Raw genomic sequence first — 19041 nt, 5'->3', positions numbered from 1 at the left:
GGCCGCATTTCCGCGACGCGAAGCCTGGTCGGCTTCGCTGGGACATGCTCCAGGCTTTCAATCCAGCGGAATCACGTCCACGCCCTGCTCGGTGCGCTGTTCTCCGGCCATGCGCATCACGCCGCGCACCGGCGCGACGTCGTCGTAATCGCGGCCCCGGGCGATGACGATGTGGTCCGTCCCGACGTTCAGGGCGTTGGTGGGGTCATATTCGACCCAGCCCATTTCGCGGCCGCACCAGATCCGCACCCAAGCGTGCATGGCGTCGGCGCCCTCCAGACGCTCGGCGCCCTCCGGCGGGATGGTCCGCAGAAAGCCCGAGACATAGGCCGCCGGAATCCGCAGGGACCGCAAAGCCACGATCATGATATGGCTGAAGTCTTGGCAAACGCCGCGTTTGGCCTCGAAGGCCACGGAGGCGGGCGTGTCGACGTTGGTGGCCTCGGGATCATAGGCCATCTGCTCATAAATGGCCTCGCCTATGGCCACGGCGATCTCATAGACGCTGTTTTTTCCCGCCGCCAGATCGGCGGCCCATTGCGCGATCAGCGGATCGGCGGGCGCCCGCGGCGAAGGGGCGAGGAAATGATGCGGCGCCTCGGGCTCGACGCTGGCGTATCCCGCGATCTCCGCCTCGAAGCGCTCCAGAGGCGGCGAGACGTCCTGAGGCTTCAGCCGGACATGGCGCTCGATCCGGGCCAGCATGAGGAATTCGCTGCGCTCCAGAGGCTCGTAGAAAGCCACTTCGGCGATGGGGTTCTGAAAGAAGTCGCGCCGCTCCAGACGCTCGTCCGGGCGCGGGTCGATCTTCAGACGGCTGGCGATCACCGTCTGCTCGCCCGGCAGATTCGGCGGCGTCAGACACAGCAGATGACGGCCCGTCTCGGCGGCGCGGGGATATTCGTAGATGATGGAGAGACGCACGTCGTAGCGCATGGAATCCTCCTCGGCGCCGGCCTCCGGGGCGAGCGCCTCCTTTCCTACCGCAAAGCCCGATCCGGGCAAGAAAAAAGGCCGCCCCGCCCCCAATCCGAGGGCGGAGGGCGGCCTCGCCGAAGCGGCCTCGGGCGGCGCGGACTCAGGCCGCCGCCTTCTTCCGGCGCCACAGGGGTTCGCCGGGGTCGCCCGCCATGATGCAGCCGTAGGGAAGCACCTCGTCGACGATCTCCGCGAGGCCGTAGGCGTCGATATGCCGACGCAGCGAAACGGCGTCCTTATAGGCGCTCGGGAGTTCGGAGAGATCGACCCGGCCCGAGAAGAAACGCGCCTCGATTCCGCGCGTCTCCTCGGCGAAGACCTCCTCGGGCTCCCGCCCCTCCATTTTGCGCTTATGCGCCGTCCGCGAGAAATTGCGCCCCGCCCCATGCGGCGAGAAGCCGAGCCCGTTCGGCGCGTTCAGCCCCCGCGCGATGAGGATGGGCTGCGCCATATTGAGCGGAATCAGCGTCAGTTCGGTGGCGTCCTCGGCCCAGCCGTCGAAGGCCGGAGTGGCGCCCTTGGCGTGGGCGAAGAGCCCGTCCGGGCGGCGGAAGACGAAATTATGCTCGTTCCAGAAGCGCCCGATCCGCGTCGCTCCGGCGCGCTCCGCCGCGAGATCGTGGAGGATCTCGTGATTCGCCTTGGTCCAGACGCGCAGGATCTGGAGCGCCTCCCAATAAGCCTCGCCCTCTTCGGTGTCGGGGGGGATCCAGGCGTTGACCGGCAGAGTCTCCGGCGAGAGCCGCAGACGATGGCGCTCGGCGGCCTCCACGCCGCGCGCGTAAAGCCGGGCGCCGGGGGCGCGCGAGCCGTGATGGGTCACGAGGGCGGTCTCGCCCGAGGATTTCAGACGCCCCACGTAAGCGAAGTGGTTCCCGTCGCCTTGGGTGCCGAAATGCGCCACGGCGGCCGAACCGAGATCCTTCAGGAAGGGATTCTCCGCGAAGCGCGAGAGCAGGCCCCAGCCCGGCTGAAGCTGATCGCGGGGGGCGCGTCCGCCGGGTCCGAAATGAGTCACGGCCTGCATGGCGGCCAGCAGGGGCGCGGGATCGACCTCGCGGAAGATGGAGATCATCACCGAGCAGCAGACGTCCGCCGAATGCATGCCCGGATGAATCGCCTCCGAGAGGACCACGCCGCCCACCGGAATCGCGCCCTCGACGCCCGCAGGGCAGGCGTCCGGCATGACGGCGCCCGCCCGCACCATGGGCGTGCGCATCAGCGCCGCCATCGTCCGCTTCACGGCGGCGGCGTTCTGCTCCTCCTCCAGGCTGTCCGGATAGAGGTTGACGTGAAAGGGAAGTTCTCCCGAAGCGCGCAAGGGCGTCGCCGGGGGGGCGAGAGGCGGGGCGAAGCTGAGCGCCGTCGCCAGAGCCTCCGCGAAATCGGCGCCCCGGGCGAGCGCCGCGTCTCCTGCGGCCAGAGCCGCCTTGAACCAAGCGCCCGGACGCGCGCCCGCATCGATCAAGTCTTGTCCGCTCAAGATTCTGGTCATCCTGACGACGCCTTTCTTCTCTCACTCTGTCTTTACGACGGAAGCGGCCCCCTTGAACGGAGCCTTCGTTTCGAGTGTCGGGATGCCTAAGCCTCCACGCGCGGATTCGTCAGGATCTGGAGAACGCCGACGCGGCGCGCCGTCGAAAGCCTTCCTGCCGAAGCCGCCTCCGGGGAGGCAGGCCGAGCTGCGGAATCCGAGCCGCTCCCGCCCCGAAGGACGCAGCGCGGCGGCGTGGAATCCGCGATCAGGAAGGCGACGGTCCGGCGCCGCCTTGAGCTTCAGGCCCTCCTTCCGGGGAGGGCCTTCCCGCCGATGTGCAACCCCTTGTCCGGGGCTCGGCGGCGAGCTCCGCGAATCATACGCTCAAAAGGCGTGAAACTCAACCATCGCCCTCCTGATCCGGCTGCGGGAAGCGCCGCGGCCGGCTGAGGCCGATCAGGGCCATGACGACGAAAGATGACGAAACCTTACGCCCCCGCGCTTCCAGACTGCGCTACGCCGCGAAGGTCGCGGCGGCGGGATTCGAACCCGCGGCCTGAGGCTCCCATGGAGTTCCGTCGGCATTCGTCATGGCCCTGATCGGCCTGATTCTAAATTTCGGGCGGCCCCTCGGGGTCGCGACGACAAGAAGGCGTGAAACGTTCCGCCCGAGGGCGGACCCGCTCTGCCGCTGAGCTACGGGTCCATAAATGGCGGACCCGGCGGGATTCGAACCCGCGACCTGGAGATGAGAAGTCTGGAGTTCCACGCGGCATTCGTCGCGCCCCGGAGGGGCCGCGGGACGCCCGGCGAAGCTGCGCCGGAAGTCCTCTGTTCAGGAAGGGCCGCAGCCGGTCAGGGGCGCGGCGACAAAAGAGATGAAGCGAGCCCGCCCTTCGCCACAGGGCCGCCGCGGGGCGGCTCCGCCTTCGAAAAGGCGAAGCCCGCGGAGGGCGTCGTTTGGAGACGGAGCTCCATCGGCATTCGTCGCGCCCCTGACCGGCCGCAAGGCCTTTCGAGGCGCCTTCGGCGACGGTCCGCGCCGCCGAAGGACGTTTTCACAAGACGATCTCCTCGATCCGCGAAACCCAATGGTCCGCATCCTCAGAGCCCGCGAAGCTCGCGATCACGTCGAAGACCTGATCCGAGAAGCCCCCCAGATTCAAAACGTCGGGCGCGTTCTTCATCTGGGTCGTGGCGGAGGGCTGGAGGTCGAGGCAGACCATCTTCGCCTCCGGATTGATCTGCTTCAGCTTGCTCCAGATCGTCATGGCGGCGGTCGGATAAGGACCGGAGCGCCCATTGATCCAGGATTCGTTGTCCGAAACGAAGATCAGCAGATCGAACTTCGCCTTGCGCTTGAGCAGCTCCTCCATGGGCGCGGCCATATTGGTGCCGCCGCCCCCGTAGGAGGCCAGACGCTTGGCCGTCTCGAAGATCCCCGCCTCGCGCCCGAAATCCACCTGATGGACCTGATGGTCGAAAGGCAGGATCAGAGTCTCCGGATTCGCCCGCAGGAAGGCCGCCGCCATCAGACCCGCCACGTCCACGCAGCGCGTGACCGTGGTCGAGCCCTTGCGCCAGCCCGTCACGGGCGAGCCCATGGAGCCCGAGACGTCGGGCGCCACCACGATGCGGCCCGCGAAGCGCGGAACGTTCTGCAAGGAGACGTTCAGCGCCGCGTTCAGAGCCTTCCGGACCTCAAGCGGAACCTGAGGCGAGACGTTGTCCAGCGTCGTCATCAGCTGATAGGGCATCAGACGCGTCCGGCGGATCTCCGCGCGGTCGGAGAGGCGGCCCGCGATCATCGCCGTGAAGCCCTTCTCCTGAAACAGGCCGTAACGGGCGAAGGCGTTCAGGTTCTGACGCAGCATCTGCCATCCGGCTTTCCGGGCGATCTGAGCCCAATGCGCCTTTTTCAGGGGCAAAGAGGTCAGCATCTGGAAAGGGACGTCAGGGACCGGACCGGAGATCTCGCGCTTGAAGCCCTCGAAATCCTTCACGACCTGAGGCAGAGCCCCGAAATCATAGGGACGCCCGATGAGCCAGCCGTAAAGCGCGGCGCGCTCGGGAGTCTGCGGCTTGGGATGGACCATCTTGACCACGTCGGCCAGAGAAGGATCCGCCCCCACCGAAGCCCGCAGGATCTCGACGGGCGAAGCCGCGTCGATCCAGTCGCGGATCAGCCGCTTGGGCCGCGAGCCCAGAGAAGACCGCCCCGTCTGGCCCGAACGCATGATCTGCACGAAGTTGCGCAGCATCTTGCCGTTGCGGGCCACGCGCTTGAAAGCCTTCTCGAAGAGCTCGCCGCTCTCGGGGTCGCCCTTCTGCGAGAGGACCGCCAGCAAAAGCGCGGGCATGTCCTTCATGTTGCCGCGTTCGAAGGCGTAGACCGCCGTTTTGGCGAGAAACTCCGCATCGGCCGCGTGAGCGAGGGCGAGCGTATTCTTCAGCTGCGCTTCGGCGTCGGCGTAAAAGCCGCTCGCCAGAGTTCCGGTCGCGGCGTATTGCGCCAGAGCCTGACGGGGGGTCAGGGCGTAGGCGCGGCCTCCGGCTTCGTTCACGACGTCGGCCTGAGGAAGGGCCGCGCGCCGCGCCATGCTGGCGAAGAGGGATTTCAGAGCCATCTCGTCCTCCTTTCCGGCGGTTCCGACCACCCGGGATGCGAGGGATATTTCAAGTTCGGCGCCAGATGGGGCCGGAGGCGCGGAATCCGGGATGAAATTTCTTCTAATGAATTGAATTATCTTGAAGATAAATTTTCATGCGCCGTGGATTCGGCCATGCGGCGCTTGACGATCCCGCCATATTTTCGATATGAACTTATCTGAGTTTATAAATTTGGATAAGTCATGCGCCGCCGCGTCGCCCTCTCCATCCTCGGAACCACCCTCGACGCCTCGAAGCGCGTCCCTTCGCGCTGGAGCCGCTGGCGCCCGACCTTCGCGCTCTGCCGCCAGCCCGGATTGCGCATCGACCGTCTGGAGCTGATCCACAGCCCCCATCATCAGGCTCTGGCGGATCTCATGACGGAGGATCTCGCCGAGGCCGCGCCTGAAACCGAAGTCCGCGCGCATCTGACCGACCTCAAGGATCCTTGGGATTTCAGCGAGGTCTACGCCGCCCTGAGCGATCTCGCCCAAGGCTATCCCTTCGACCCGGAGGCGGAGGATTACCTCGTCAACATCACCACCGGCACCCATGTGGCGCAAATCTGCTGGTTCCTGCTGACCGAGGCTCATGTGATTCCGGGGCGGCTGATCCAGCTCTCCCCCACCCCCCGCGCGCCGCCCGAGGAGATCCCCATCGGGCGTCATCGAATCATCGACCTCGATCTCTCGCGCTACGACGCCCTCGCCACGCGATTCGCCGCCGAGCGCGAAACCGCGACCTCTTTTCTGAAATCCGGGATCGCCACGCGGAATCCCGCCTTCAACGCCCTGATCGACCAGATTGAAAAAGTCGCGATCCGCTCGCGGGCGCCGGTGCTGCTCTCCGGACCGACGGGCGCGGGGAAATCGCAGCTCGCGCGGCGGATCTATGAGCTGAAGCGCGCGCAAAGACAGGTCTCCGGGGAGTTCGTGGAGGTGAATTGCGCCACGCTCCGGGGCGATCAGGCCATGTCGACGCTCTTCGGCCATGCGCGCGGGGCCTTCACCGGCGCCCAGAACGCCCGCGCGGGCCTCATGAAGGCCGCCGACAAGGGCTTGCTCTTTCTCGACGAGATCGGGGAATTGGGCCTCGACGAGCAGGCCATGTGTCTGCGAGCCATCGAAGAAAAGCGGTTCCGGCCCATGGGCGCCGATCAGGACGCCTCCTCCGATTTCCAATTGCTCGCCGGGACGAACCGCGATCTTGCGGAGGAGGTGCGGGCGGGGCGCTTCCGCGAGGATCTTCTGGCCCGGCTGGATCTCTGGAGCTTCCGTCTGCCGCCTTTGCGCGAGCGCCGGGAGGACGTCGAGCCCAATCTCGATTTCGAATTGCGCCGCTTCCATGAGCGCGAAGGCTTCAAGGCGGGATTCAACGCCGAAGCCCGACGGCTTTATCTGGATTTCGCCGCCTCGCCGGAAGCGCTCTGGAGCGCCAATTTCCGCGATCTCTCGGCCTCGGCGACGCGCATGGCCACCCTCGCCCATCGCGGCCGCATCGACGTCGGGACCGTGCGCGGCGAGATCGAGACTCTGAAACGCCGCTGGCGGATCGAAGCTCCCTCAGGCCCGGAGGCGATCCTCACGCCCCTGCTCGGCGCCGAACGGCTGGAGGAGGTCGATCTCTTCGACCGCGCCCAATTGGCGGCGGCGGTCGAGGTCTGCCGCGCCAGCCCTTCGGCCAGCGCGGCGGGACGCAAGCTCTTCGCCGCCTCGCGCCGCGCCAAGGCCAGCGCCAATGACGCCGATCGTCTGCGCAAATATCTTCAGCGCTTCGGGCTGAGCTTCGAAGCGCTGAAGCCCGAAAAGATCAGCCCCTGATCCGCTCGGCGTAGAGCTTGCGCAGGCGCCCTTCCTCGGATTCGGTCATGAGCGCCGTGATGCGCATGGCGCCGTCCTCCTCATCCTTGCGCGAGGCCACCAAGCCTTGACGATAAAGCCAAGCCAAGGCGTCGCCGCCCTCGGGCGCCAGAACCAAGGAGACCTCGCGGGCCTCGCGGGTCAGAGCGCCCTCCACCACGTCGAGCAGGGCGGGCAGATTCTGGCCCGTCTGAGCCGAAACCGCCACCGCGTCGGGGCGCCGCGAGGATTCGTTGAGCCAAGCCGCCTGTTCCTCAGGATCAAGGGCGTCGATCTTGTTCAGCGCCTCGACGGCGTTGTGGATCTTCGAGTCCTCGACGCCCAAATCCTTGAGCACGCTCAGAACGTCGGCCTTCTGGGCCTCATGGTCGGGATTGGAGACGTCCCGCACATGAATCAGCAGATCCGCCTCAAGCACCTCCTCCAGAGTGGCGCGGAAGGCCGCGACCAGCATGGTCGGAAGATCGGAGATGAAGCCCACCGTGTCCGAGAGGATCACCGGACGCCCTGAAGGCGTCTCGATGAGCCGCATGGTCGGATCCAGCGTGGCGAAGAGCATGTCCTTGGCCATGACGTCGGCGGTGGAGAGCCGGTTGAACAAGGTCGATTTCCCGGCGTTGGTGTAGCCCACCAAAGCCACGATGGGATAAGGAACCTTGCGCCGCGCCGAGCGGTGCAGCTCGCGGGTGCGGGCCACCTTCTCCAGATCGGCCTTGAGGCGGATCACCCGCTCGTCGATCATGCGGCGGTCGGCTTCGAGCTGGGTCTCGCCGGGGCCGCCGAGGAAGCCGAAGCCGCCGCGCTGACGCTCCAGATGGGTCCAGGTGCGCACCAGCCGGCTGCGCTGATAGGTCAGATGCGCCAGCTCCACCTGAAGCACGCCTTCGCGGGTGCGGGCGCGCTCGCCGAAGATCTCGAGGATCAGGCCGGTGCGATCAAGGATCTTGAGGCCCCATTCCTTTTCAAGATTGCGCTGCTGAACGGGGCTCAGAGGCCCGTCCACCACCACGAGGCCGATCTCCTCGGTTTTAAAGAAGGTCTTGAGGGTCTCGATCTTGCCCGAGCCGAAGAGCAGGCCGGGGCGCGGATTGGCCAGAGGAACGATCTCCCCGCCGACCAGCTCCAGCGCGCCGAGCGCCCGCGCGAGGCTCAGAGCCTCGGAGAGACGGGCTTTCGCGTCGCGCGAAGCGCCTTCGCCGTCGGAACGACGGCGAAGGTCGGGATGCAGAACATAGGCTTTGGTCAAAGAGGCCGCCTTGCGCAAGACGGCTCAAGGTCAGCCAGCGGCCGCCTCGTCGCCGTCATAGAGATTGATGGGTTGAGCGGGCATCACCGTCGAGATCGCGTGCTTATACACGAGCTGAGACTGGCCGTCGCGGCGCAGCAACACGCAGAAATTATCGAACCAAGTGATGACGCCCTGCAGCTTCACGCCATTGACGAGGAAAATCGTCACGGCGATCTTGTTCTTGCGGACGTGGTTCAGGAAGACATCCTGAAGATTTTGCTTTTCGGCGGCCATATGCGCCCCCTGTTCGGGTTTCATTGTTTTTGAGCGCCAGAAGCGCCGACAAGCCGCCTCCCCCTTGAAGGCGGCCCGCCGACGCTACACGACCCTTCGCGAGCGCGAAAAGCGCTTTCCGGTCTTCCTTAAGAAAATCGGCGCAAGTGTCACTGTTTAGCCGCGAAAGCCATACGGGAGCCGGCCCTGTTCGAGGTCTCGACGCCCAAAGACTTCAACTTCCTGTGAAGCGCCGAGCGCTCCATGCCGATGAAGGCCGCCGTGCGCGAGACGTTGCCGCTGAAGCGGTTGATCTGCGCGATGAGATATTCGCGCTCGAAGGCCTCGCGGGCCTCGCGCAGAGGCAAAGCCACGAGGCTCTCGCCCCCCACCCCCACCAGAGCCGCAGGCGCGGAGCCCACGATCTCGCCCGGCAGATCCTCGGCGCAGATGGCGCCCTCCTCGCCGGAGCCGCCGAGAATCAGCAGCCGCTCGACCACGTTGCGCAATTGCCGCACGTTGCCCGGCCATGCGTAGGTCTGGAGCGCGGCCAGAGTGTCCTCGCCGATCTTGCGGCGCGGCAAGCCCTGATCCCGGTGGAGCTTCTCGGCGATATGGTCCACCAGAGCCGGGATGTCCTCGCGGCGCTGCGAGAGCGCGGGCGCCTCGATGGGCACCACGCTCAGACGATGGAAGAGATCCTCGCGGAAGCGCCCCTCGGCGATCTCGTCGCGCAGGTCGCGGCTGGTCGAGCTGACCACCCGCACGTCCACGCGCACCATGTCGGCGCCCCCCACCCGGCTGAAGCTCTGATCCACCAGAACCCGCAGGATCTTCGATTGCGCCCCGCGCGGCATGTCGGCCACTTCGTCGAAGAAGATGGTGCCGCCATGCGCCGTCTCCAGCAGGCCCGATTGCGCGATTCCGCCCTCGCGCTCGCGGCCGAAGAGGGTCTCCTCGAGGCGGTCGGGATCCATGGTCGCGGCGCTGACCACCACGAAAGGCCCCGAGGCCCGTTTCGAATGCTGATGCAGCCAGCGCGCCGCCACCTCTTTGCCCACCCCCGAAGGCCCCGAGATCAGCACCCGCGAGCCCGTCGGCGCCACGCGCTCCAGAGTCTGGCGGAAGGCGGTCATGGCGGCCGAGGAGCCGATCATCTCGCCCGCGCGGTCGTCGCGCTGACGCAGACGCGCGTTCTCGCGCCGCAGACGCGCCGCCTCCAGAGCCCTTTGCACGATCACCAGCAGATGATCCGTCTTGAAGGGCTTCTCGATGAAGTCGTAGGCGCCCTGCTTGATCGCCGCCACCGCCAGCTCGATGTTGCCGTGGCCGCTGATGATGATCACCGGCAGCTCGGGATTGTCGCGCTTGACGATCTTCAGCAGCTCGATGCCGTCCTTGCGGCTGCCCTGAAGCCAGATGTCGAGGATGATCAGATCCGGCTGACGGATGTTGATCTCGCGCAGGGCGGAATCGGCGTCGGCGGCTCTGCGCGCCTTATAGCCCTCGTCTTCGAGGATGTCGGCGATCAGGTCGCGGATGTCGGCTTCGTCGTCGACGACCAGGATTTCAGCCATGGCTCACCTCTTCTGCGGCCCGCGCGGAGGGGCCTGATGGGGTCTTTCGATCCGTCACGCCGCAGGCGGAACGGAAACAGGCGCGAGGGCGGGAGCGGATCCCGCCTCCGGCGCGGCGGGGACCGCCTTCGCCAGAGGCAGAAGCACGCGCGCCAGAGCGCCGCAATGGGCCTCCGGCGCGAAAGGCGGCGCGTCGGTCAGGGCGAGGACTCCGCCATGCTGCTCGACGATGCGTTTGACGATGGCCAGCCCCAGCCCCGTGCCTTTGGCGCGGGTGGTGACGTAGGGCTCGGTCAGACGGCGGCGGTCCTGTTTGGGCAGGCCGACGCCGTTGTCGGAGATTTCGATCACGACATGGTCGTTCTCCAGAAAGGCTTTCGTGCGGATCTCGCCGGGAGGGCCGCCGGGGCAAGCCTCCATCCGGGCCTCGACGGCCTCGGCGGCGTTCTTCATCAGATTGGTGCAGACCTGCCCCAGCATGCCGCGGTCGGCGCTGACCGGGATCTTGTCCGGCCGGGCCGAAACCGGATAGGCCACCTGCGGATGCGCCGCGCTTTGCAGAGCGGCGGATTCCCGCAGGATCTCCACGAGATCCACGGTGAGCTTCTCGGGCTCGGGCATGCGGGCGAATTTGGAGAATTCGTCCACCATGCGCCGGATGTCGCCGACCTGACGCACGATGGTGTCGACGCATTGGTCGAAGACGGGCTTGTCGGCCTCGATCTGCTTGCCGAATTTGCGGCGCAGGCGCTCGGCGGAAAGCTGGATCGGAGTCAGAGGATTCTTGATCTCATGCGCCACGCGCCGGGCGACGTCGCTCCAGGCGGCGAGGCGCTGGGCGGCGGCCATGTCGGTCATGTCGTCGAAGGTCACGACCACGCCGCGCGAGGGATCGGAATCGGCGCTCGCGCGCACGAGGGCTTCGATCTCGGAGCCCTCGCGGCTGAAGGAGACCTTGGATTCCGCCAGACGATTGGGAGCCTCGGCGGCGGCGGCGGCCACCCGCGCCAAAGCCGGAGCCGCCTCCTTCAGCGAACGCCCGACCAAAGAGCCCTCCGGCAGATCCAAGAGAGTCTCGGCGGAGGCGTTGGCCAGCTCCACCCGGCCCGCTCCGTCGACCCGCAGGATGCCCGCCCCGGCCCCGGCCAGAACCGCTTCGATGAATTGGCGGCGGCTTTCGCTTTCCTCATGGGCCTCCACGAGGAGGTCGCGCTGAAGCTCCACCTGCTCGGTCATGCGGTTGAAGACCCGCCCGAGCATGGCGATTTCATCCCCCGCCTCGCCGGAATCGGGCACGCGGGCGCTGAGGTCGCCCCCCGCGACGCGCTCGGCCGCGCCCGCCAGACGCGAGACCGGCGCCGTCAGGCGGTCGGCGAACCAGATGCCGAACCAGATCGCCGCCAGAACCACCAGCAAGGCGAAGCCGATGTAGATCGCCGCGAAGGTCAATTGCATCTCGCCGCGCTGCGCCAGAAGGCGGCGATAATCGGCGGTCAGGCTCTCCACGACGCGATAGGCCTCGACGGCGCCGCCCCCCGCCGGACGCGAGGCGTAAAGATACAGCGGCTCGACGCTGCCGGTCACGGTCTCCGGCAGGCGGGCCAAGGCTCGGGAGGCGCGATTCTGCACGTCGACGTAGAAGCGCACCGTGGCGGGCGTCGCGAGGGCCAGCTGGTTCGGCGGCGGCGGCGTGTAGTAGAATTCATAACTGCCTTCGCTCCGCGCGATGATGCGGGCGTCGCCGGTCACGACGTAATAAGTGGTTTCGCCGCTGTTGCGCAGACGCTCAGCGGTGCGGGTCAGACTATCGCTCATGCGCGGAGGCGAGAGGGAGCCGCGTCCGGCTTCGCGGGTCATGTCGGCCATGGCGGAGCCCGCGTCTTCGAGAATGTCCTTATCGCGCTGCTCGCGATAGACCGAGGCCAGAGTCGAAGCCGCCTCCGCGATGGAGCGCACGCCGGGTCCGAACCACATGTCGAGCCCGCGCGTGACCGTCGCGCCCGCCAGAACGCCCAAGAGCAGCGCAGGCGCCACCGCGAGGATGGTGAACATCCGCACCATCCGCAGATGCAGCCGCGAGCCGCTGGAGCGGCGGCGCCGCGCCAGCACCATCTTGGCCACGCGCCAGGCTATGGCCGCCAGAAGCGCCAGAGCCAGCCCCATGTCGGCCAGAACCAGCGCCGGCAGAAAGCGGCGCACGGAGTCGTCGGGCGAGGTCAGCACGGCGTAAGTCGCCGCCGCGCAGAAAGGCGCGAGGATCGCCAGCAGGGCCGGGACGTTGATCCGCTTGCGCAAAGGAAGCCGCGCCGGAGCGGAAGGGGTCTCAGCCGAAGGAGGGAGGGACGACGTCACGACCAAAGATCAATCCGTCTGCGGCGGGAAGGACGCGCCTTCTGTTGCGATGACGCATCACTTTTTCCGCCGCGCGGCCGGAATGTCAAGCTCCCGCATCCGCTTGCGCAGCGTGTTGCGGTTGACGCCCAGAATCTCCGCCGCGCGGATCTGATTGCCGCGCGTCGCCGCCAAGGTCATGATGATCAAGGGAAAATCCACCTCGGCGAGGATGCGCGCATGCAGGCCGGGCGGCGGAAGGGCGTCTCCATGCAGCGCGAAATACTGCGCAAGATGCGCCTCGACCAAAGAGCTCAAAGGCTTAGCTCCCTCGGTCCGGCCGCCCGCAGGGGGCGGAGCGGGCGGCTCGGCGCCCGCCGCAAGCTCGGCCTCCACGGCCGCCGCCCCGATGATCTCCTCGGGATGCAAGGCCGCCAGACGCAGAATCAGATTCTCCAGCTCACGCACGTTGCCCGGCCAAGCGTAGCCTTTCAGCCGCTCCATGGCCTCCGGCGAGAGGATCTTGCGCGGCAGGCCCTCGGCGGCGGCGCGGCGCAGGAAGGCCCGCGCCAGATCCGGCGCGTCCTCCACCCGCTCGCGCAGAGGCGGCAGGCGCAGAGGCGCCACGTTGAGCCGATAATACAAATCGCTGCGGAAGGCGCCCTCGCGGGTCAGGGCGCGGAGATCCTGATGAGTCGCCGCGATGATCCGCACGTCCGCCTTGCGCGCCGAGCGCCCGCCGACCGGCGTGAACTCCGATTCCTGCAACACCCGCAAAAGACGGGTTTGAGCCTCGGCGGGCATGTCGCCGATTTCGTCGAGGAAGAGCGTGCCGCCCTGAGCCTGCGCGAATTTGCCCTCGGCGCGCGCGACCGCCCCCGTGAAGGCGCCGCGCTCATGGCCGAAAAGTTCGGATTCGATCAGGTCGCGGGGAATCGCCGCCATGTTCAGCGCCACGAAGGGGCCGCCCTTGCGGCGCCCGTAATCATGGAGCGCCCGCGCCACCAATTCCTTGCCCGTGCCGGATTCGCCTTGGATCATCACGGTGAGATCCGTGTTCATCAGGCGGGCCATGAGCCGATAGACCTCCTGCATGGCGGGCGAGCGCCCCACCAGAGGCAGGGATTCGTCGCGGCTTTCGGCGGATTCCCCGCCTCCGCCGCCCGCTCCCGCGCCTCCGGCGGCGTCGGCGAGGGCCTTGCGCACGCAGGAGATCAAATCCTGCAAATCGAAGGGCTTGGCGAGATAATCGAAGGCGCCCGCCTCAGCCGCCCGAATGGCGGTCATCACGGTGTTTTGGGCGCTCATGACGATGATCGGCAGATTGGGCCGCCGACGCTTCAGCGCGGGCAGCATGTCGAGCGCGTCGCCGTCGGGCATCATGACGTCCGTGACCACGGCGTCGCCCTCGCCCTCCTCGACCCAGCGCCAGAGCGTCGCGGCGGTTCCGGTGGCCCGCGTGCGCAGGCCCGCCCGCGCCAGAGCCTGACAAAGCACCGTCCGGATCGCCTTATCGTCGTCGGCGACGAGGATCAGCCCGCCTTCGGCGTTCATGCGGCGTCTCCTTCGGTCCAGACGGGCAGCAGCACCCGGAAGATGGTGCGTCCGGGGCGGCTGTCGCATTCGATCAGCCCGCCATGGTCGGCCACGATCTTCGAGACCAGAGCCAGACCCAAGCCCACCCCCGCCCCTTTCGAGGTCACGAAGGGCTCGAAGACATGCGGCGCGAGATCCTCAGGCACGCCGGGGCCGTCGTCGATGACGCAGATCTCCAAAGGCAGGCTTTCCCGGCTGCGGCCGTCGCGGCCGGTGAGGCGCAAGCCCGCCCGATAAGAGGTCTTCAGCGTGATCGCCCCCGAAGGCCCGGCGGCCTCCACGGCGTTCTTCACCAGATTCTGAAAGACTTGCACCAATTGGTCGGAATCTCCGGGAGCGGCGGGCAGAGAAGGATCGAAATCCAGCACGAATTTCACGCCGCGTCCGAATCCCGCTTCGGCGGCGCGGCGCGTGAGGTCCAGCACTTGATGCAGGTTCACAGCTTTGCGCGTCAAGGGCCTGAGATCGGTGAAATTCTCCATCCGATCCACCAGAGCCCGAATCCGTCGGGCCTCTTCTTGGATGAGTTGCGCCAATTCGGCCTCGGCGGGCTCGGATCCCATCTCCAGAAGCTGCGCCGCACCCGAGATCCCCGCCAGAGGATTGCGGATCTCATGAGCCAGAGCCGCCGCCAATCCGCTGATCGAGCGCGCCGCTCCGCGATGGGCCAGCGAGCGGTCCATCTTTCCGGCGATGGAGCGCGGATGCAATTGCAGGATGAGCCAACCCTCGCGCTCGGGGGTGGCGGCGGCGAGGGCGTCCACGATGCGCGGCGGATGGTCGAGCCAATGCAGGTCCATGTCGTATTCCGCGATGGAGAGCGCCCCCCGGCGCACCTCCGCCGTCAGGACTCCCACCCGCGAGCCCGGCGGCAGGAATTCGGCCAGCCGACGCCCCGCCAGAACCGCCGAACTCATGGAGAGAAACAACTCCGCCGCCGGATTCACCGCCCGAAAGCGGTCTTCGTCGTCGAGCAGCATGGTGGGTTGCGGCAGAGCCTGCCAGAGCGTTTCAAAATCAAGGCCCCCGCCCACGCCCGGCGCCCGCAGCGCGGAGACGGGCTTGCGCGCCGCCCCCTTCACGCCGCCGCCCGCCCTTCCGGACGGCCTCCCCCGGCGTGGGCCTCGAAAGCCGCGACGAACTCCGCCCGCAGCAGCTTCCGGACTTCGGCGGGCTCCTCCGTGGACATGAGCCTGCGGCGCAGGGCCTCGCCGGGCTCTCCGGCCTCGGCGAGCGCCCAGCCGAGATGTTTGCGCGCGGCCTTCACGCCGATCCGGATCCCGTAAATTCCAAGCATTCCGTCATATTGTTCAAGCGTCAGATCAAGACGCGCCTCCGGAGCGGGCGGCGCGAAATCCGCCCCCGCCAGACCCGCCGAAATCTCGGCCAGACGCCAGGGCGCGCCCTGAACCGCCCGCCCGACCATGATCCCCGCCGCGCCGGAAAGCTCAAGCGCCCTGCGGGCTTGCGCGGCGTCATGAATGTCGCCGTTGACGAGGACCGGAATGCGCACCGCCTCTACGGTCTCGCGCACGGCGGCCCAATCGGCGGAGCCCTTATAGAACTGGCTCCGCGTGCGGCCATGGAGGGTCAGCATGGCGACGCCCGCCGCCTCCAGCCTGCGAGCCAAGCTCGGCGCGGTGAGGGTCTTCTCATCCCAGCCGAGCCGGGTCTTGACGGTCACCGGCAGGCTCACGGCCTCCTTCACCGCCTCGAAGACCCGCAGGGCCAGATCGAGATCGCAGAGCAGCCCCGCCCCCGCCAGACCATTGGTCACCCGCTTGCAGGGACAGCCCATGTTGATGTCGATGAGCGCCGCCCCGCGCGCCTCGGCGATGCGGGCGGCCTCGGCCATGAGCGCGGGCTCGCGTCCGGCGATCTGGGCGGCGGTGGGCGGATCGTCCGCCGAGATGGCCGCGCGTCCCTCGGCCTCCGGACGCTCCTGCAAAAGCTCCTCTCCGGCGATCATCTCCGAGGCGGTCAGCCCCGCCCCGAAGCGCGCGACCTGACGGCGCAAAGGCGCGTCGGTGATCCCGGCCATGGGCGCGAGCAGCACCGGCGGATCGATCCGCAAAGCGCCGAGCGTCAGAGGAGGCGGAAGAGCATGCATGGATTTGCCTAATTTTTGGGCTTTCCCCGCCCTGATACTCCCGCGGGCGGCTCTCCCGCAAGGGCCTATGCGCAAGACGAGGTTTCGCTTGGATCGGCCCGCGAAAAGGTCCACAAGAGGCCCGGAGCCTGAGGGTGGAGGGAGTCGGGGTTGAGGATCGCGGCGTTGATCGTGGCGGCGGGGCGAGGCGCCCGCATGCAGGCGCAGGGGGGCGGCGGCGAGCCGAAGCAATATCTCCGCCTCGCCGGACGCAGCCTGCTCCGTCGCGCTCTGGAGGCTTTCGCGGCCCATCCCCGCGTTTCGGGGCTTCAGCTCGTGATCCGCCCCGGCGACGAGGCCCGCGCCAAGGCCGAAGCCGAGGGCCTGCCGAAGATCCTCCCCTTCGCGGCGGGGGGCGCCGAGCGTCAGGATTCCGTTCTGGCCGGGCTGGAGGCTCTGGCGCCGCAGGGCTTCGACCTTGTTTTGATTCACGACGCCGCCCGCCCCTTCGTCTCCGAGGCGCTGATCTCCCGGGTGATCGCGGCTTTAGAGGCCGGAGAGGCCGGCGCCCTGCCCGCCTTGCCCGTCGCGGACGCCCTCTGGCGCGAGGACGGCGCCGGAGGCTGCGGCGAGCCCGTCCCCCGCGCGGGGCTCTGGCGGGCGCAGACGCCGCAGGGCTTCCGCCTGCCCGAGATCCTCGCCGCCCATCGCGCGGCTCAGGGGCTCGGGCTGCTCGACGACGCCGAGGCCGCCCGTCGGGCGGGGCTCGCCGTGCGGCTCGTCGCGGGCGAGGAGGCCAACGGCAAGATCACCCATCCGCAGGATTTCGCCGCCGCCGAGGCGCGGCTCGCCCAGAAGGATAAGCCCATGGAGTTCCGGTTCGGCCAAGGCTACGACGTGCATCGCTTCGCTTCGGGAGATCATGTCATGCTCGGCGGGGTGCGGGCGCCTCACGACCAAGGGGTCGAGGCCCATTCCGACGGCGACGTCGTTCTGCACGCCCTCACGGACGCGATCCTCGGGGCTCTGGCCATGGGCGACATCGGGCGGCATTTCCCGCCCTCGGATCCGCAATGGAAAGGCGCCTCCAGCGACCGCTTCCTCGCCCACGCCGTGGAGCTGGCCGCGCGCGAGGGCTGGCGGCTCAACAACGCCGACGTGACCGTCGTCTGCGAGCGCCCGAAGATCGCGCCTCACGCCGCCGCCATGCGGGCGCGCATCGCGGAGATCTGCGGCTCCACGCCCGACCGCGTCAGCGTCAAGGCGACCACCAATGAAGGCATGGGCTTCGCCGGGCGCGGCGAGGGCTTGGCCGCGTTGGCCGTGGCTAGTTTGATCCGGGGAGTCTGACGGATGAATCCTTCCCTCGCGCGCCTGATCTCGCAGGGCTTCGGGCTGGGGCTGCTGCCCAAGGCGCCCGGCACATGGGCCTCGGCGGCGGCGATTCCGGTCGGCTATCTCTTGCATCGGATCGGCGGATTTCCGCTCTTCGGGGCGGTCGCGGTTCTGACGGCGGTCGTGGGCTGGATCGCGGTCCGGAGCTATCTCCAAACCTCCGCCGATCCCGATCCTTCCGAGGTGGTGGTCGACGAGATCGTCGGGCAATGGATTCCGCTGGCGGCGGTCTCTTACGGGCTCTGGGCCCATGGCGTGACGAGCTTTCCTTGGCCGGGCTGGGTCTGCGCCTTCCTCTTCTTCCGGCTCTTCGACATCTGGAAGCCCGGCCCCGTCGGCTGGGCCGACCGCAAGCCCGGCGCGACCGGCGTGATGCTCGACGACGTGATCGCGGGCCTGCTGGCGGCGGTCGTCACCATGGCGGCGGCGGGCTTTTATCATGGAGTTCTGGGCAGATGAGCGCGGGGCTCGATCCGGAGCTTGAAGCCGCCGCCCGCGGAGTTCTGACCGCCTTCGAGTCGCGCGGCTGGCGGCTGGCTCTGGCGGAGAGCTGCACGGGCGGACTCGCCGCCGCCGCTTTGACGGCGGTTCCCGGCTCTTCGCGCGTGGTGGAGGCGGGGGTGGTCTCCTACTCCAACGCCGCCAAGACGAGGCTGCTCGGCGTCGAGCCCGCCCTGATCGCGGCGCATGGCGCCGTGAGCGAGCCCGTGGCGGTCGCCATGGCCGAGGGCGTCCGCGCCCGCATGGCGGTCGAGGCGGCGGCTTCGATCACCGGGATCGCGGGGCCGGGCGGCTCGGAGTTCAAACCAGAGGGGCGGGTCTGTTTCGGCCTCGCCCGCGCGGAGAAGCCGACCCGCGCATGGACCGTGGATTTCGGCGCCCTCGGCCGGGGCGAAGTGCGCCGCCGCGCGGCTCTGGAGGCGCTGGGGGCCTTGGAGCGGGCGGCTCAGGAGCAAGGCCCGCCCTCCTCTGAACGCGGCGCTTAATCGTCGTCGCCGAGGCCGTTATATTCGTTTTCAATCGCCAGCTTGAGGCCGTCCATCTCCTGCCGGGCCGTCGCGCGGATGCGCTCGATGAAGGGCTTGGCGCTGGCCAGAGCCAGCTTCCCGACGAGGGTCGAGCCGACGCCTTCGAGATGCAGATCCACCGCGGTCTTCTGCGGGCCTTTCGAGGTCAGATCGAAGGCCAGACCCATCTGCACCCCGCGATAGGCCGTCTTGAACTTATAGCCCTTGGGACGCTCCACTTCGACCATGGTCGCCTCAAGATTGATGCGTCGGCCGTAAATCTCGAGAGTCTCGCGCCAACGCGCCCCGACCACGGCCCCGCCCGGCGTCAACATGCGCAGAGACTTCAGAATCGACATATATCGCGGCGCGTCTTCGATTCGCGCCAAACAATCGAAACAAAACGCCGCCGGCGCCTCGACGACCACGCTATGCGACAGCTTCATAAGCCCCCTCGTCCCCTCACGCTTTCTTCACGTCCGCGCTTCGCCGGCCTCAGCCGCTCCGCGCGCGCGCCGACGAGCGGTCGGGAGAACCCTCCCCGACACGCCGACGGCGCATGCGGACAGAGAAACGGGTTTC

The 19041-nt window shown here is 67.8% G+C and carries 15 protein-coding genes; 4 read left to right on the top strand and 11 right to left on the bottom strand.

Annotated elements, in window-relative coordinates; all coding sequences use genetic code 11:
- Window positions 1–57: 57 nt before the first annotated feature.
- The 3 genes from B161_RS0111580 to B161_RS0111565 form a co-directional block, all read right to left on the bottom strand.
- Window positions 58–936, bottom strand: coding sequence for a transglutaminase family protein (locus B161_RS0111580; protein ID WP_018633570.1), 879 nt, complete (start codon window positions 934–936; stop codon window positions 58–60).
- 142 nt (window positions 937–1078) lie between these two features.
- Window positions 1079–2461 (bottom strand): RtcB family protein, encoded by a 1383-nt coding sequence (locus B161_RS0111575; protein WP_026310390.1) that lies wholly within the window; start codon window positions 2459–2461, stop codon window positions 1079–1081.
- A 1052-nt stretch (window positions 2462–3513) separates the two neighbouring features.
- Window positions 3514–5082, bottom strand: a complete 1569-nt coding sequence (locus B161_RS0111565) for a vWA domain-containing protein (protein WP_018633567.1) — start codon at window positions 5080–5082, stop codon at window positions 3514–3516.
- Window positions 5083–5307: 225 nt separating this feature from the next.
- On the opposite strand from B161_RS0111565, the gene rtcR reads away from it, so the two are divergent.
- Window positions 5308–6924, top strand: a complete 1617-nt coding sequence (gene rtcR / locus B161_RS0111560; protein WP_018633566.1) for an RNA repair transcriptional activator RtcR — start codon at window positions 5308–5310, stop codon at window positions 6922–6924.
- Here the strand turns inward: rtcR and hflX are convergent.
- The 7 genes from hflX to dusB all read right to left on the bottom strand — a co-directional run bounded on the left by hflX (window position 6914) and on the right by dusB (window position 16078).
- On the bottom strand, window positions 6914–8209 hold the full coding sequence (gene hflX, locus B161_RS0111555; RefSeq protein ID WP_040789960.1) for a GTPase HflX: 1296 nt from the start codon (window positions 8207–8209) through the stop codon (window positions 6914–6916). The two genes, rtcR and hflX, sit on opposite strands and share 11 nt — an antisense overlap.
- 30 nt (window positions 8210–8239) lie before the next feature.
- Window positions 8240–8485, bottom strand: coding sequence for an RNA chaperone Hfq (gene hfq / locus B161_RS0111550; protein ID WP_026310389.1), 246 nt, complete (start codon window positions 8483–8485; stop codon window positions 8240–8242).
- Window positions 8486–8634: 149 nt separating this feature from the next.
- On the bottom strand, window positions 8635–10041 hold the full coding sequence (ntrX, locus tag B161_RS0111545) for a nitrogen assimilation response regulator NtrX (RefSeq protein ID WP_018633563.1): 1407 nt from the start codon (window positions 10039–10041) through the stop codon (window positions 8635–8637).
- 54 nt (window positions 10042–10095) lie between these two features.
- Entirely contained in the window at window positions 10096–12393 is a 2298-nt protein-coding gene (locus B161_RS17895; protein ID WP_157755612.1) for a sensor histidine kinase NtrY-like, read from the bottom strand.
- Window positions 12394–12450: 57 nt separating this feature from the next.
- Entirely contained in the window at window positions 12451–13926 is a 1476-nt protein-coding gene (gene ntrC, locus B161_RS0111535) for a nitrogen regulation protein NR(I) (protein WP_018633561.1), read from the bottom strand.
- Window positions 13923–15050: a two-component system sensor histidine kinase NtrB gene (locus tag B161_RS0111530; protein ID WP_018633560.1), complete on the bottom strand. Its 1128-nt coding sequence runs from the start codon at window positions 15048–15050 to the stop codon at window positions 13923–13925. The genes ntrC and B161_RS0111530 overlap by 4 nt, the downstream gene beginning before the upstream one ends.
- Entirely contained in the window at window positions 15047–16078 is a 1032-nt protein-coding gene (gene dusB / locus B161_RS0111525) for a tRNA dihydrouridine synthase DusB (RefSeq protein WP_018633559.1), read from the bottom strand. The genes B161_RS0111530 and dusB overlap by 4 nt, the downstream gene beginning before the upstream one ends.
- A 150-nt stretch (window positions 16079–16228) precedes the next feature.
- Here dusB and B161_RS0111520 point away from each other — a divergent pair, with 150 nt between their 5' ends.
- Genes B161_RS0111520 through B161_RS0111510 form a run of 3 tightly spaced genes read left to right on the top strand, consistent with a single transcriptional unit; the run spans window position 16229 to window position 18438 of the window.
- Window positions 16229–17407: a bifunctional 2-C-methyl-D-erythritol 4-phosphate cytidylyltransferase/2-C-methyl-D-erythritol 2,4-cyclodiphosphate synthase gene (locus B161_RS0111520; protein ID WP_026310387.1), complete on the top strand. Its 1179-nt coding sequence runs from the start codon at window positions 16229–16231 to the stop codon at window positions 17405–17407.
- A gap of 3 nt (window positions 17408–17410) precedes the next feature.
- Complete coding sequence (locus B161_RS0111515; protein ID WP_018633557.1) at window positions 17411–17911, top strand: phosphatidylglycerophosphatase A family protein; 501 nt, start codon at window positions 17411–17413, stop codon at window positions 17909–17911.
- Complete coding sequence (locus B161_RS0111510; RefSeq protein WP_018633556.1) at window positions 17908–18438, top strand: CinA family protein; 531 nt, start codon at window positions 17908–17910, stop codon at window positions 18436–18438. The genes B161_RS0111515 and B161_RS0111510 overlap by 4 nt, the downstream gene beginning before the upstream one ends.
- On the opposite strand, the gene B161_RS0111505 is transcribed toward B161_RS0111510, so the two are convergent.
- Window positions 18435–18905 (bottom strand): SRPBCC family protein, encoded by a 471-nt coding sequence (locus tag B161_RS0111505; protein ID WP_018633555.1) that lies wholly within the window; start codon window positions 18903–18905, stop codon window positions 18435–18437. The genes B161_RS0111510 and B161_RS0111505 overlap by 4 nt on opposite strands.
- Window positions 18906–19041: the final 136 nt, after the last annotated feature.

It is taken from the genome of Neomegalonema perideroedes DSM 15528 (assembly GCF_000374145.1).
Taxonomy (GTDB): domain Bacteria; phylum Pseudomonadota; class Alphaproteobacteria; order Rhodobacterales; family Rhodobacteraceae; genus Neomegalonema; species Neomegalonema perideroedes.
This window is presented reverse-complemented; position numbering and strand designations above follow the sequence as displayed.

Coding starts and splice junctions, on each gene's coding strand:
- rtcR (WP_018633566.1), top strand. CDS start 5,308: ATGCGCCGCCGCGTCGCCCTCTCCATCCTCGGAACCACCCTCGACGCC.
- B161_RS0111565 (WP_018633567.1), bottom strand. CDS start 5,082: ATGGCTCTGAAATCCCTCTTCGCCAGCATGGCGCGGCGCGCGGCCCTT.
- dusB (WP_018633559.1), bottom strand. CDS start 16,078: ATGCATGCTCTTCCGCCTCCTCTGACGCTCGGCGCTTTGCGGATCGAT.
- B161_RS0111515 (WP_018633557.1), top strand. CDS start 17,411: ATGAATCCTTCCCTCGCGCGCCTGATCTCGCAGGGCTTCGGGCTGGGG.
- ntrC (WP_018633561.1), bottom strand. CDS start 13,926: ATGAACGCCGAAGGCGGGCTGATCCTCGTCGCCGACGACGATAAGGCG.
- B161_RS0111510 (WP_018633556.1), top strand. CDS start 17,908: ATGAGCGCGGGGCTCGATCCGGAGCTTGAAGCCGCCGCCCGCGGAGTT.
- ntrX (WP_018633563.1), bottom strand. CDS start 10,041: ATGGCTGAAATCCTGGTCGTCGACGACGAAGCCGACATCCGCGACCTG.
- hfq (WP_026310389.1), bottom strand. CDS start 8,485: ATGGCCGCCGAAAAGCAAAATCTTCAGGATGTCTTCCTGAACCACGTC.
- B161_RS0111505 (WP_018633555.1), bottom strand. CDS start 18,905: ATGAAGCTGTCGCATAGCGTGGTCGTCGAGGCGCCGGCGGCGTTTTGT.
- B161_RS0111580 (WP_018633570.1), bottom strand. CDS start 936: ATGCGCTACGACGTGCGTCTCTCCATCATCTACGAATATCCCCGCGCC.